Below are 14,116 nucleotides of genomic sequence, written 5' to 3' on the forward strand. Positions count from 1 at the left end.
GAAGGAGGAATTTTTAAGATGCAACCGCGGCAGTGGCAACTTTTTTTGTGATGGGTGTCGCCACGCTGTCCGCCGTTTTTTTAACCACGAAATATGCAGCAACTAAATGTATAAGCACCGCCTGCACCGGCAGCGAGCCAATAAACGTGAATGGAATAGTGGGCGCCGATACCAGCACCAGCCAGCCGCAGGCCGCCAGCCTTTGCTGCCGAAATGTTTTAGCAACTAAATAGTCAGGCTTGGAAAGTTGCAACAGCCGCAGACTAATATAAAGCAGTACGCCGGCCATCAGCAGCAGCGAGTAAAATCGAAAATCGTATTGAAAACTACCCGCAGCCATTTTGCGGCTGGCCGCAATGCCTACGCCAACGAGGTGCATCAGCATGTGCACAACAACGGCCACTGGGCCAAACAACACAAAAAACAGCGGAACGGCCCGAACCCGGCCTGCAGCCTTTTTGTACCAGGCTACGGTTAACACGGCGGCCGAAACCACCGATACACCCATTGCCACCAGGTCCATTAAACGGGAAAGCGCATCGTTCATTTTTTTGTGTTGAGTACCTCAAAAATGAACAATGCGCCTCCAATTTGAAAGCAGCTAATGGTTGAACTGCGCTTTTTGCTACATGGATTGTAAAAGCGCCCTAATTATTTTGCAAAAAGCAGGCACACTGGCTTGGGTACCGATACTTCGATACCGGTGTGGGTTAATTTTCCCGTAGCTGCGTTGCGGCTAAACACAACAATATTGTTGCTTTCCTGGTTAGCTGCCAGCAAAAATTTTCCATCAGGAGTTAAGGTAAAATTGCGTGGCGAACGGCCGCCACTGGGCGTAGCGCCCACCCACACAAGCTTTCCACTAGGTCCAATAATGAATTGGGCAATGTTGTTGGCGTCTCCCCTGTTCGAGGCATAGAGGTGCTTACCGTCCGGCGACACATGAATATCGGCGCTGCCGATGGTGCCCGCATAGCCTTTCGGGTGACTGCTGATGCGCTGCACCAATTTCATGTTGCCGTTATCGAAAGCATAAACCGCAATTGTGCCCGTCAACTCCTCAATGAGGTAGGCATATTTGCCATTGGGATGCAGCTCCACGTGGCGCGGACCGCTACCCGCCGCGGCTTTCACGAACGGCGCTGGTGCCGGCTTGATCGCAACGGAATCGGTCACGCTAAATTCATACACGTTCAACTTATCGGTGCCCAGGTCCGGCACCAGCAGGTGTTTTCCGTTCTGCGTAAACTTTGTCATGTGCACATGCGGCTTTTCCTGCCGATCGCGGTTGGGGCCAGTGCCGCTGTGTTGCACCAAATGCGAAAGAGGCTGTACCGCACCGTTTTCGGCAAGCGGTAAAACAGAAAAATTACCACCACTGTAGTTTCCGGCCACAGCCCATTTTCCACCTGGGTGCACCGCTACATAACAAGGATGATCGCCGCCGGTAATGGTCTTATTGATAAAGGAAAGGCTTCCGTCTTGGCCAACCGCAAATGCACTGATGCCGCCGGGTTGTGCGCCACCGGTTTCATTTGCCGCATACAAAAAGCGGCCATTGGGGGCCAGTGCCAGGTATGATGGATTAGCTACAGTGCCGCTATCGGTAGCCGCAATTTGCGTTAACACTCCGGTTACTGTATTGAATTGGTATGTGTATATGCCTTTGCTACCCGTGCCGGTGTATGTGCCCACAAACAGCTTAAGGTTTTGTGCAAACAAACAGGAACTAACAAGTAAACAGCAAAACAGCAACAGACAACGCATATAAATAAGTATAGGGATGAAAGGTAGTTGTTTTAGTAAAAGTGTGCGTACCAACAAGCGCTATGCCCGTGGTGTTTCGTCGTCCAGTTCAATGCCGATTTTGCGCATCAGCACCGATGCATTTAGGTTGGAGCAAATGCCCGTTTTTAATTTATAATCAAAATAAAGCTCCTCGCCGGCAACCTGCACGTCAAAGTGATAATTTTCAATGCTTCGCGGGTATTGCTGTTCTAGTGCGGCCAGTTCCACATCGTGGGTGGCCAGCACGGCCACGCTTTCCTCGCGGATCAGTTGCTGGATTAGCGCCTTGGAACCGGTATGCCGGTCCAGCGAATTGGTGCCGCGCAAAATTTCGTCCAGCAGCACCAGCACCGGCCGCTTTTCCCGCACAGCTTCAATGATCACTTTTAGTTTTTTCAATTCAGCGTAAAAAGTGGAAGTATTTTCCGCCAGGTTATCGGCAATGCGCATCGATGAAAGCAGTTGCACCGGCGACAGTAGCAGCGAACGGGCACACACCACGGCACCCATTTGCGCCAGCACCACAGCCACACCCAACGAACGCAAAAAAGTACTTTTACCCGCCATATTCGAACCCGTGATGAGGGCAATCTTGCCCGTTCCTTTCAGTTCGAAGTCCGAAGTTATCCGCTGGTCTTCGGGTAAAAGCGGGTGCCCCACACCGGTAGCCTCAAAATAGAAATAGGGCGTAGTAAATTGCGGCTGCACCCAAGTCGGTTTATTGAACCGCAATACAGCAAGGCTGTTCAACACTTCGGCTTGCGTGATGGCCCAGAACCAATTCGACACTGCATTTTTATTGCCCATACGCCAGCGATGCAGCGCCATCATTTGCCGCACATCCCACAACAGGAACGCGTTCAGGAAAATAAAAAGAAACACATTCAGCCGCAGGTCGAACCGGTTGAGAATGGACTTGAGCCCGTGTATTTCTTTTGATGCAGTGCTATTGGCGTTCGTTATACTTTCCTGTAGCTGTTGCAACAAACTGCTTTTAAACGTCGGCTTTTCCAGACATTGCAAAATGCCGGCAAGGCTCTCCATTTCGGCCACCACTCCCGACAACTGCATCGAAGTAGCAGTGGCTTTTTTACCCAACGCAAACGAAGTGATGATGAATAAAAACAGCATGGCGGAAAAAAGCGCACCGGGAATAAGGTCGAAAATGGCCGCAGCAGCTATGCCGCAGGCAAATAAAGTATAGACCGGCACCACCCATTTCCAGGCCGGGTGTGTAAACGATTCGTCTTTTTGCGCCAGCCAACGTTCCAGGCGCAACTGCGTGTTGGTAGTGATGGGCGAAAGTGCCGCAATGGCCTGAAGTTCCTGTCGCCATTGAAGTTGCGGCGCCCACTCCTCCACGGCTTGCTGGCGCAGCAAAATTTCATCAACGGGCAGAGGCTCCAACAGGTTATTGGCCAGCAATGCATTGGCCTGCTCGCTGCTGCACCGGTTGATGTATTGATAAAGCGAATAAGCGCCAAACAGGTCGAGGTCGGCGGCGTAATCGTGCACCTGCGGTGCAAACTGGCTGCCCGTTGAGCGGTGGTTGAACTGGCCCGCAAGGATCCTTAATTCCTCCTCATTAATGTGGAGCAGTTGTTTTACAAAATTGAGTTTACGGTTGTTGTTCGCATCTACCGACACGACCCACAAAAAAAGCGCAATGCCGCCCAACACAACTACCCAGGCCCATGCGCCGGCCGCCATAAACAACTGGTAAGCACCAATGGCCGTACCCGCAAGGGTAAGCAGGCGCAGCCATCCCAGCCGGTTGTGTTTTTGTTGCAAAAGTTGCAGTGCTGCTGCATGCCGCGCTTTTTCGGCGGCATAAACGGACGCTGGATCTTGGGCCATACCGGGCGAAGATAAGTGCTAAGTTTTTTGCGCCCCTGCCGCCCCATTCCATTTTAGTGCGGCATTAACCTGCGGTGAACGACTAGCGCAATATTTCTCCACATCGCTCCTGCCCTATCCTCCCCGGCTTATTTTCGCGGCTAAAACCTGTGTGGTAAAAGATGGAACTGAACCTGAAGAGCGCCGCCCTGAAACATTTGATGGTACATTATGTGGGCAGTAAAAACAACCTGGACCCCCTGCATATTTCGGAAGCTGCGCTGGAATTAAGCGAGGAAGCGCTGGAAGCCATCGGCGGATCATTTCTCAACCGGTTCAGCAACGCGGTGGAATGGTTTCGTTTTCACCATCCCAACTCGTTGCAGTTTAACCAGGTGTACCAGTATGTGCTGGACACGTTTACCAACCGCGAAAATTTTGAGGCCAACTCGGGTGCTATTGCCCGCCACCTTTACGAAAGTTCGACCCACCCGAAAGTAAAAGCCGGCGAACTGTACATCGGCATATTTGAAGGCCTGCCGGTGGAAGGCCGCATGCACCGAGCCATTGGTTTGTTTAAAACAGAAAACAAAGCGTTGTTTTTACAAACAGCCGTGCAAGGTGGAACCGTAGCGGTGGAAATGGAAGAAGGCGCCGAACTGGGCAAGATGGATAAGGGCTGCCTGATTATCAGCAACAATGGCGATGATGGTTTTGATGTGCTGCTGTTTGACAACCAGGGCCGCGGCGAGGAAGCCATTTACTGGAAAGAACAGTTTTTGGGTGTGGCTGCGCAAAAGACCGAATACCACCACACCAACCATTTGCTCACACTGACCAAGCAATTTATTACCGGCCCGATGGAAGAAGAGTTTGGGCTGGAACGCAAAGACCAGATAGAATTGCTGCACAAATCGCTGGAATACTTCAAGCACAAGGAAGCATTCGACATCAACGAGTTTCAGCAAGAAGTATTTACCGACGAAGGCCATATTGAATCGTTCCGCACCTTTGGCTCGCAATATGTAAGCCAGCACGAGGTGGACATTTCCGATTCGTTTTCCATTTCGCCGCAGGCGGTAAAAAAACAAACCCGCATTTATAAAAGCGTACTCAAGCTCGATAAGAACTTTCACATATATATCCACGGCAACACCGACCTCATTGAACGGGGTATTGATGACGACGGCCGGAAGTTTTATAAAATATATTACCAGGAAGAAGCGTAGCGGGATTTTGGATTTCGGATTTACGATTTACGATTGTGCGAAACAGCCGAAGTTTTCGTATTACTGCAATCACCTAAATCGTAAATCCGAAATCTAAAATCGTCAATCCCCTCATCCTGCTGCGGGAATATTCGTGTAAGGTTCTTCGTCCTGACCCATGGCGGCGCGTTTCATCCTGCGGGCCACATCGGTACCGAGATAGTTTTCGATCTTTTTTTCTGCCAAGTAAATGACCGGTGTAAGCAAAATGGCCACGGTAAATTTGTATGCATAATTCACCAACCCAATGGCCACCACCTGCGCGATGGGCCAGTTGGCGCCTATTTTAAATGCAATAAACAACACTACAAATGAATCAATAAACTGAGACACCATGGTGGAACCGGTGGCCCGCAGCCACACCTTTTTCTCACCTGTTACCCTTTTGATGCGGTGAAAAATATATACATCAACCAGCTGCCCGATGAGGAAGGCCACGAGGCTGCCCACAATGATCCATAGCCCCTGCCCAAATACGCCGCCAAACGCCATTTGCATATCGGGGATGCCTTCGGCTGCACGGGAACCCACCCACCAGTCGGCAGCCGGAATATGGATGGCCATATAAAACATCACAAATGCATAGGAAATAAGCGCCACCGCTACATATGAAATGCGGCGCACTGCTTTGGGGCCATAATATTCATTGACAATGTCGGTCATCACAAACTCCAGCGGCCACAGCAATACCCCACAGGTAAGGTTAAACGAAAGTCCGCTTTGTCCCAACAGCGTAAAATTTGCCGGAGGCAGCCCCAGCAAGGCTTCCAGCGAAAATATTTTACCGCCAATGCATTCTGCAATCAGTGCATTGGCAACAAAAAATGCAGCGAAATAAAGAAACAGGCGGGCGGGCTTGTCGTTGAGCAGTGCTTTGATCATAACCAGGTGCGAAATATATAAATGATTTGCAAGATCAGGAAGAAGAAGTTGGTAACAGCCAGCCAGCGCGGCACTGCGGGAAACAACGTTTTGCGCCGCATCAACACAATTGCGTTGGCAATATTTGAAAGCGGATTGATAATCCACATGCCCAGTACCAGGCCGAGAATGGCCAGCATCGACACCATCACGCTTTTGCCATCGGGCGCCCATCGCTGAAAAAACAGGCAGGCCAAAAAAGATAGGTTACAGATAAAAGCGACTTTGGCCAAAAGGGCAATCCGGTGCATGAAAGGTGTGTTGGTTTTCGGGGCGGCAGCCAGCGTGCAGGAATGGACCAACGCCTTTGTGCCGCTGCCGCTCCGGCGGTAATTTGTGTCCGCTGCAGCATTATCTCTGTAAAATAACCGTAATTTGCCCGGTTAAAAAAACGGATTTAGCCTGTACAAAACCCTTTGTGCAGCACACCCCGAAAAAGAAGACACATGAAAAATGGGTTCTTGCAAAAAGCCCTTCCACACGCCATTGCCGTAATCATATTCCTGCTGGTGGCCGTTATTTTTTGTTCGCCTGCACTTAGCGGAAAGCAAATCAGCCAGAGTGATGTGATTCACTGGAAAGGCATGGCGCAGCAGTCGGTGGAGTACAAAGAACAACACGGACATTTTCCACTTTGGACTTCCAGTATGTTTGGTGGCATGCCTGCCTATCAAATTTATATGGATAGCAAGGTGGTCATCACACCCGGTTTGTTTCACTATGTGTTTTCACTTTCCTTGCCCAAGCCAATCAACTTTTTCTTCCTGGCCAGCCTCATGTTTTACTTTTTGTGCCAGGCATTTCGGGTAAATCCGTGGATCAGTATTTTGGCGGCGTTAGGATACGCCTATGCTACATACAATCCAATCATTGTGGCGGTTGGACACGACACGAAAATGCTTTCGATGGCATACATGCCGGCAGTGATCGGTGGTATTGCACTCATTTTTGATAAAAAATATTGGTTAGGAGGTGCCTGCACGGCACTATTCAGCATTCTGCTGATTGCAATGAACCACCTGCAGATTGTGTATTACACATTAATTACCGCGGGTTTCATGACGCTGTATTACCTGTACCAATGGTTTCGCCAAAAAGAGTACCGGCACATGGCGGCGGCACTTGCCATTGCATTAGGCTGTGGCACTTTGGGGGTAGTTGCAAATGCTACAAGCATTTTTGTGACGTACGATTACTCAAAGGCTACCATGCGCAATGGCACACTGGGCCTTGATACGACTGCCGCTTCTGGCACAAAAAAATCAGGCTTAACTACAGAGTATGCGTTTACCTATGGCAGCTATGGGCAAGCCGAGACAATGACCCTGCTTGTACCCGGATTATATGGCGGCGGTGGCAGCGGCGAACTTGGTCCGAATTCAAAAGTAGCGGCCAACCTTGCAGCTAAGGGTGTACCCGAAGATCAGGCAGCACAGTTTGCCGCCAGTCTGCCGTCCTACTGGGGCAACCAGCCAGGCCATGCAGGCCCGGTTTATCTCGGCGCCATCATGTGCTTTCTGTTTGTGTTTGGCATGGTGTACTCAAAAACAGGTCATCGCTGGTGGATGCTGGCAGCAATAATATTTTCCATCTTGCTCTCTTGGGGTAAAAACCTGGAAGGCTTTAATTCTTTTGTTTTTAATACACTCCCACTTTACAACAAGTTTCGGGCACCGGCGATGATACTGGTGATTCCCCAGATGTTGTTTCCGCTTCTGGGTGCAATGGCTTTGCAACGTTTGTTTTTCAGTGATGACAAACAAGTGGAAAAATGGAAGTCGTTGAAATTAGCAGGTTTTATTACTGGTGGCTTGTTGGCTGTTGTGGCGCTGATGTACCTGACATTCGATTTCAAAGGACCGAATGATGAAAACCTCATCCAATATTTTGGCCAGGCGTTGGGCAACCCGAGTGCTGGCAGCGAAGTTTACGGCGCATTAAAAGATGACCGCCGTTCGCTGTTGAGTGGTGACCTTTTGCGCAGTCTTATTTTAATTGGGTTGAGCTTCGGTGTCCTCCTGATGTATTTGCGGAGTAAATTGAAATTTGCTACAGCAGTTGCGGCGTTGATTGTTCTAAACCTTTTTGACCTTATCGGTGTAGGGAAACGTTATTTAAATAGCGATAATTTTGTTGACCCAGACCAGTATAATCAGGTTTTTGCTCCTACCCCTGCTGATTTGCAAATAAAACAAGACACAGGCTATTACCGTGTACTAAACCTGACACAAGACGTATTTAATGATGCGCTTACCTCCTATCACCATAACTCGGTGGGCGGTTACCACCCCGCTAAATTGAGCATAGTTGAAGATGTGTTGTCATTCCACCTGCGCAAGCAACCGATGAATGTAGCAGTGCTGAATATGATGAATACAAAATATGTCATCACACCGGATCAGAATAATCAGCCACAAGTGCAGGTAAATCCTGAAGCCCTCGGTCATGCATGGTTTGTAAAAAAATTGCAGTACGAGAATGGCTGGCTGGCCGTAATGCGGGCAATGGATAATTTCAATCCGGCACAGGTTGCCGTTTTGGAATCGAATGACCAACAGAAAGGTTTCACGCCGCAAACCGACTCGGCGGCCGTGGTGCGCCTAACCCGCTACGACAATGACAAAATGGAATACCAAAGCAGTGCTGCTGCGCCGGGCTTTGCTGTTTTCAGCGAAATTTTTTACGACCGTGGGTGGATTGCGTTCATTGATGGCAAGGAAGTACCTATTGCACGCACCAACTACGCGTTAAGGGGATTGCAAATACCTGCGGGGCAACACCAGATTGTATTTGAGTTCCGGCCCAGGTCCTATTACCTTGGTGAAACCATTGCATTTACAGGCAACATCATTACCCTTTTGCTTATCATCGTAGCGCTATGGTTTAGCTTTCGGCCGCAGCGTCCTGAATTGAAAAAAGCCTAGCGATATTTTTAAAAATGAGTCAAAGAAAAAGCCACTGAACATAGTGGCTTTTTCGCAGTTGTTCAACCGGCCTACAACCGAGCATTTGCCGCTGTTCATGAAGCAGATTTCCATCATCATCATTTCCTACAACAGACCTGCAGATGCCTTGGCGTTATTGCAAAACTTGGTGTCACTCGAAGGGGTTGGAATGCTAGTGGCCGAAATCATCCTATTTAACAATGCTTCTACAGAAAGTTATACAGACGTAGAAGCTTTTTGTGAAATGGGACATGGTTGTAATATTCGTTACATAAAACACAAAGAGAACCTGGGCGTTGCAAGGGGCCGCAACTATGCCATTGGAGAGAGTACCGGCGAACTGCTTTTTCTGCTCGATGATGACGCGGTATTACAAAACAGCGATGCATTGCTACAGATTGCTGCATTGTTCAACGACGACGATTCGGGCACGATCGGTGCCGCTGCGTGCAAGGTTTTATACTATGATACAGGAGCCATGCAACAAACCGCATTCCCGCACAAAGATTTTAAGCGACTGCAGTATGCTCCTTTTTTTGAAACATATTATTTCACCGGCTGCGCACACGTGTTACGCCGGCCAGCTATAGAAAAGACAGGACTTTATCCGGAAGACTTTTTCTATGGCATGGAAGAGTATGATTTGGCTTATCGCTTACTGTTGCATCAGTACAGGATTGTTTACACAGCTTCAATAGTTGTGCTGCATAAAGAGTCGCCACTCGGCCGCAAGCCAAAAGCCGAAAAGCTGCGAATGATGTGGGTCAATAAATCAAAGGTTGCGTGGCGATACCTTCGTTGGTACCACTTTGCAGGCACTGCAATAATGTGGTCGCTGTTTGCTTTGTTGAAATCCGGATTTAACTTGAAAGAATGGTTAAACGGATGGATGGCCATTTCCAGGATTTTTGTAAAGGAGCGGAAAACGACTTTGCCGAAAAAGGCTATGGATCACTTACACCATTTGAATGCAAGGCTTTGGTATTAGCATTATGACTATTCGCTTTCAAACAAGTACAGCTATTGGTTAAAAATTGCGTAGCGGTAGTTGCTACAAAACTCGTTGCCGGAAAATTCGTTTTTCGCATAATTAAATGCATGCTTCGACATCTTTAGCAGCTCTGCTCTATTGCCACACAGGAATTGTACGTGTTCAATAAGTTGTTTTACCACTTTTTCCTCACTTGCATTATCGATTAATAACCCATTGTGCATATGACGAATATGCTCAGGCACGCCATCCACCGCCGTAGCAATAGGCACTACACCAAATGTCATTGCTTCCATAATAACCATTGGAAAACCCTCGTATGCGGAAGTTAGCATGAGCACGTCCATTTGCTGGTGTAATTTGTTCATCGCTTCACCGCCTTTCAACTGCCCCAGGTATGTGCAGAACTTGGAATGATCTGCTGGCAATTCTGCTTCAAAATTGCCAGCTAAGAAAAAATCCACGGGAAGATTAAGCTTCTGGCAACGGCGCATTGCTTCTACAAGCAGCCACACACGTTTTTGTGCGCCCCCCCTGCCGGCGTAGTAAAATTTAAGTCTTGGACCATATTCCTTTTCAAGACCGCCTTCATTCGTCATTTCTACCTTATTCAGGATACGTCGCATACGGCCGTCATAGGCTTTTGAAACACCAAATTTTCGGTAGTATCGCCGGTGTTCCTCTATATGAACATTGGTAATCATAACACGTAAATCGATAAATGGTATGTATGGCAATGTGATCAGCGTAAACTGCCGATCGGCAGTGTGGATCAACTCCACCTTACGAACATGCAAATTCAAGTGGGGAAATAGCTTGTATGCAAAATTGCATTGCCCGTTGAACACAACAGGAAGCTTTGTTTGACCATTAATATACGCCGCACATATACCCCGGTAAATAAAATTTTCCCAGTATCGTTTTTTATTATCTGTCCATCGGCTGATGTCGTGGTAGGCTATTCCATTGGTTGCAAATAAGTGTAACATTGCTTCATCGCAAGGTTTTTTTGTAAAAAAAACAATGCACTTTTTATCCTTTACACAATCCAGTATTTCGGCATTTACCTTTTCCGCGCCGCCAAGTCCGTATGTGGGAAAAAAGAAAAAAACGTCATATTCCATTTCCAACGGCCGGCGCCTTGCTTTTAGCTTTCCCCACCATACAAACGGAGTTATGACCACCTGTTCAACCAGGCGTTTCAGCGTTATTAAACCGTAGACTAAAGTCATGGGTGCAATTTGGCATTTTCGGCCGGGGAATGAAAATTTTTTGGCTTTACACGTTAAGCATTTTGACCCACGCAATTTTCATCTCTGGTCAAAACACCATACCGATGGGATGAAAATTATCCGTTTCCGACCCAACGAACTTAAAATTTCGATTCAGATAATTAGCCCATTTTTGTGCAAAAGAAATTTGTTGCATTTTTTTTCGATTAAGCATCATGCTAATCTCTTTAATAAAACATCAGGATTGTACATGAAAATCGCAGTCATCTCGATGATAAGAGATCCTTGGGGCGGTAGCGAAGAGCTGTGGTACGCCATGGCGAAAGAGGCCCTTGCCGCAGGTCATCAGGTTGCGCACCTTAGATTTGAGCACCCGGTAACGGCGCCAAAAATAAAAGAGCTGGAAGGGCTTGGCTTGCAAGCTTTTACCCGCCCTGGCTATATCCGGCCTGGGTCAGGCCAAATTTCCCGGCAGTTCCAAATCGGTGTCAACTTTCTGCGTAAGCAATGGCAAAATCCGTTTCAGCAGATTTTAGAATGGAAGCCTGATATTGTCTTATACAACGGAACCTGTTATTCCATCGCTGGTGAAAAAGGACTGTTGGAAAAAGTTCGCAGTAACAATATCGCCTTTTTTATACTCGGGCAACAAAATACCGAGACAATCCGTGAGATCTCGGACAATGAAGCAGCGCAGATTTCGGATGCTTACGCCTATGCTAAAAAGGTAATGTTTGTTTCATCGCGCAATATGCATACTGCCGAAAGACATCTTGCTACCCGTATCATCAATGCTATGGTGGTGCGCAACCCGGTTAACTTAACCAATTTAAGCCAGATCCCCTTTCCCACTCCGGAGCCGACGGTACATTTTGCATTGGTCGGTCGCCTCTACGTTCGGCAGAAAGGTCAGGATGTTTTATTAAACGCATTCGCATCAAAGCAGTGGCGCGACCGCAACTGGGTTCTACACATCTTTGGCGATGGGCCGGATAAAAATTATTTAGAGCGGCTTGTAGCTTTTTATGGCTTGGAGCGAAAGGTTGTATTTGAGGGCAATGTGCCCAACATCCGCAAAGTTTGGGAGCAGTGCCATATGCTGTTGATGCCCTCAATTATGGAAGGCATGCCGCTGGCAGTTGTAGAAGCCATGCTTTGCGGCAGGCCCTGTCTCGCAACGGATGTGGGCGGAAGTGCCGAGTGGGTCGAACATCAAAAAAATGGCTTTATTGCTGCGGCCTGTTCAGTCAATGCTTTGCAAGCTACTTTGGAGGAAGCTTGGCAGGCGAAGTCACTGTGGGCCGACTTAGGCGCTTCAGCTGCGCATACTGCACAAAAACTGTATGACCCCAATCCTGGAAAAAGTCTTTTGCAAATTCTAGTCGGTTCCAACGGCGCTTAGCGTCAAAAACATATTTAACCCGATTCTCGCAGTAATTTTGTTGCGGTCACGCAATCATTTCCAAGACATATCAACTGCTTGCTTTGCGCGGTTCAAAGCAATAGTGATTAAAATAATTCCTTTCTTTGCCCATTAAATTTTAGAGTAATCCTGGCGGGTTTATGAAAAAAATACTTCGGCGTTTCGGTCTGGAGCTTGTGCGCCTCGACAAGCAAAAAATACCTGTTGACTTTGAACAGCAGCATGTCGATCTTGTACGTCTGGTTCAGCCATATACGATGACGAGTCCCGAACGGATTTTTGGTTTGGCAGAGGCGGTCAACTATATTGTTAAAAACCAAATTGAAGGTGACGTAGTGGAATGTGGGGTTTGGAAAGGCGGCAGCATGTTGGCCGTGGCGCAAACACTTTTAAACATGCAGGAAACAAAAAGGCATCTTTACTTATACGACACATTTGAAGGAATGCCAGCGCCCGAAAAGGAAGATGTTTCATATGCCGATCAGCAAGCCAGCGAACTGCTGGCGGCCGACGCTGATAAAGAAAAAAATTTGGTGTGGGCATATTCTGCATTAGAAACCGTACGCCGGACCATGCAATTGTGTAAATATCCCGATACCCACATACATTATGTACAAGGCAAAGTGGAAGACACCATCCCAGCAACCATGCCTGAAAAGATAGCTTTGCTGCGCCTCGATACGGATTGGTACGCATCAACCAAACATGAACTCGAACATCTATTCCCGCTGTTGGCGCCCGGCGGTGTGCTGATCATTGATGATTACGGCTTTTGGAAAGGAGCAAGAAAGGCGGTAGATGAGTATTTTCAGGAACATAAAATCCGCATTCTGCTGAACAGGATGGACGAAACCGGAAGGATCGCTGTAAAACAGTAAGACATTCATGAAGAAGGAATTTAACCCTGATATTTTACAGCCTAACTATCTAATCCGCCAAGGCCTCTTGAAAGCTTTCACCCGTCTATCACCCCGATTGAAAGGACGCATGCTTGATTTTGGCTGCGGAACAAAACCTTACCAATCGCTTTTCTCGGTTGATGAATATATTGGCGTCGATTACGAAAATCCCGGCCATTCTCATTTGAACGAACAAATTGATGTATTCTACGACGGCAAAACATTGCCATTTGAGCATGCACAATTTGATTCAATATTTAGCAGTGAGGTATTCGAACATGTGTTCAACCTGCCAGACATACTCATCGAACTAAACAGGGTGCTTAAGCGTGATGGGCTACTATTATTGTCCTGCCCTTTTTCTTTTTGCGAACATGAAGTGCCGCACGACTTTGCACGATATACATCATTCGGGATCCGGCACCTCTTGCAGGAAAAAGGTTTTGAGATTGTAGTGCAGGAAAAAACGGGCAGTACCATCGAGACAATACACCAACTGTTTTCAGTTTATTGCTATTTCAACATTTTTAAGAAAATAGAAAAGATACCGGTGGTACGTTCGGCGGGCCGCCTGTTTATTTTTGGCGTAATCAATACATCGGCGAAAATTTGGGGAAAGCTGCTTCCTCGCGACAAGACACTATACATGAACAACATCGTGCTGTGTCGAAAAGTAAACGAAATTGCCAGCAAACCTAGCCACCAAGTGTAATGAACAGCGAAAGCTGCCTTGGATAGCCCTTAGCTGCGCTAAGGCTGCTCAATTTAAACAAAGACCATGCAATCGAAAAGGCTGTTATTTATATTCGGCAC

The 14,116-nt window shown here is 47.6% G+C and carries 12 protein-coding genes; 6 read left to right on the plus strand and 6 right to left on the minus strand.

From position 1 onward, the window contains the following. Nucleotides 1-13: 13 nt before the first annotated feature. From EPD17_RS13675 to EPD17_RS13685, 3 genes are all read right to left on the minus strand, one after another. A complete protein-coding gene (locus EPD17_RS13675; RefSeq protein WP_132055049.1) occupies nt 14-547 on the minus strand; it encodes a hypothetical protein in 534 nt (177 codons plus the stop codon). Between the two features lie 104 nt (nt 548-651). After that, complete coding sequence (locus EPD17_RS13680) at nt 652-1,722, minus strand: lactonase family protein (protein ID WP_165929616.1); 1,071 nt, start codon at nt 1,720-1,722, stop codon at nt 652-654. Between the two features lie 105 nt (nt 1,723-1,827). Further along, nucleotides 1,828-3,645, minus strand: a complete 1,818-nt coding sequence (locus EPD17_RS13685) for a MutS-related protein (protein ID WP_132055053.1) — start codon at nt 3,643-3,645, stop codon at nt 1,828-1,830. 161 nt (nt 3,646-3,806) lie between these two features. Between EPD17_RS13685 and EPD17_RS13690 the strand changes: the two genes are divergently transcribed. Next, entirely contained in the window at nt 3,807-4,853 is a 1,047-nt protein-coding gene (locus EPD17_RS13690; RefSeq protein WP_132055055.1) for a nucleoid-associated protein, read from the plus strand. 111 nt (nt 4,854-4,964) lie between these two features. Here EPD17_RS13690 and EPD17_RS13695 read toward each other — a convergent pair whose 3' ends face one another. After that, nucleotides 4,965-5,774 (minus strand): queuosine precursor transporter, encoded by an 810-nt coding sequence (locus EPD17_RS13695; protein ID WP_132055057.1) that lies wholly within the window; start codon nt 5,772-5,774, stop codon nt 4,965-4,967. After that, nucleotides 5,771-6,064: a hypothetical protein gene (locus EPD17_RS13700; protein ID WP_132055059.1), complete on the minus strand. Its 294-nt coding sequence runs from the start codon at nt 6,062-6,064 to the stop codon at nt 5,771-5,773. The genes EPD17_RS13695 and EPD17_RS13700 overlap by 4 nt, the downstream gene beginning before the upstream one ends. 195 nt (nt 6,065-6,259) lie before the next feature. On the opposite strand from EPD17_RS13700, the gene EPD17_RS13705 reads away from it, so the two are divergent. Together EPD17_RS13705 and EPD17_RS13710 are read left to right on the plus strand one after the other, a co-directional pair. Continuing rightward, the gene (locus EPD17_RS13705) at nt 6,260-8,737 is read left to right on the plus strand and encodes a YfhO family protein (RefSeq protein WP_132055061.1); all 2,478 of its coding nucleotides are present in this window, start codon (nt 6,260-6,262) and stop codon (nt 8,735-8,737) included. Nucleotides 8,738-8,834: 97 nt separating this feature from the next. Then, nucleotides 8,835-9,746 carry a glycosyltransferase family 2 protein gene (locus tag EPD17_RS13710; protein ID WP_132055063.1) on the plus strand — a complete coding sequence of 304 codons (912 nt, stop codon included), beginning with the start codon at nt 8,835-8,837 and terminating at the stop codon, nt 9,744-9,746. Nucleotides 9,747-9,778: 32 nt separating this feature from the next. Here EPD17_RS13710 and EPD17_RS13715 read toward each other — a convergent pair whose 3' ends face one another. Next, nucleotides 9,779-10,981 carry a glycosyltransferase family 4 protein gene (locus tag EPD17_RS13715; RefSeq protein WP_132055065.1) on the minus strand — a complete coding sequence of 401 codons (1,203 nt, stop codon included), beginning with the start codon at nt 10,979-10,981 and terminating at the stop codon, nt 9,779-9,781. Between EPD17_RS13715 and EPD17_RS13720 the strand changes: the two genes are divergently transcribed. The 3 genes from EPD17_RS13720 to EPD17_RS13730 all read left to right on the plus strand — a co-directional run bounded on the left by EPD17_RS13720 (nt 10,980) and on the right by EPD17_RS13730 (nt 14,015). Beyond that, nucleotides 10,980-12,383: a glycosyltransferase family 4 protein gene (locus tag EPD17_RS13720; protein WP_132055067.1), complete on the plus strand. Its 1,404-nt coding sequence runs from the start codon at nt 10,980-10,982 to the stop codon at nt 12,381-12,383. The two genes, EPD17_RS13715 and EPD17_RS13720, sit on opposite strands and share 2 nt — an antisense overlap. A gap of 161 nt (nt 12,384-12,544) precedes the next feature. Further along, nucleotides 12,545-13,282, plus strand: a complete 738-nt coding sequence (locus tag EPD17_RS13725; RefSeq protein WP_132055069.1) for a TylF/MycF/NovP-related O-methyltransferase — start codon at nt 12,545-12,547, stop codon at nt 13,280-13,282. A 7-nt stretch (nt 13,283-13,289) separates the two neighbouring features. Next, nucleotides 13,290-14,015, plus strand: a complete 726-nt coding sequence (locus tag EPD17_RS13730; RefSeq protein WP_114233767.1) for a class I SAM-dependent methyltransferase — start codon at nt 13,290-13,292, stop codon at nt 14,013-14,015. Nucleotides 14,016-14,116: the final 101 nt, after the last annotated feature.

It is taken from the genome of Pseudocnuella soli (genome assembly GCF_004347775.1).
Lineage (GTDB): Bacteria > Bacteroidota > Bacteroidia > Chitinophagales > Chitinophagaceae > Flavisolibacter > Flavisolibacter aquaticus.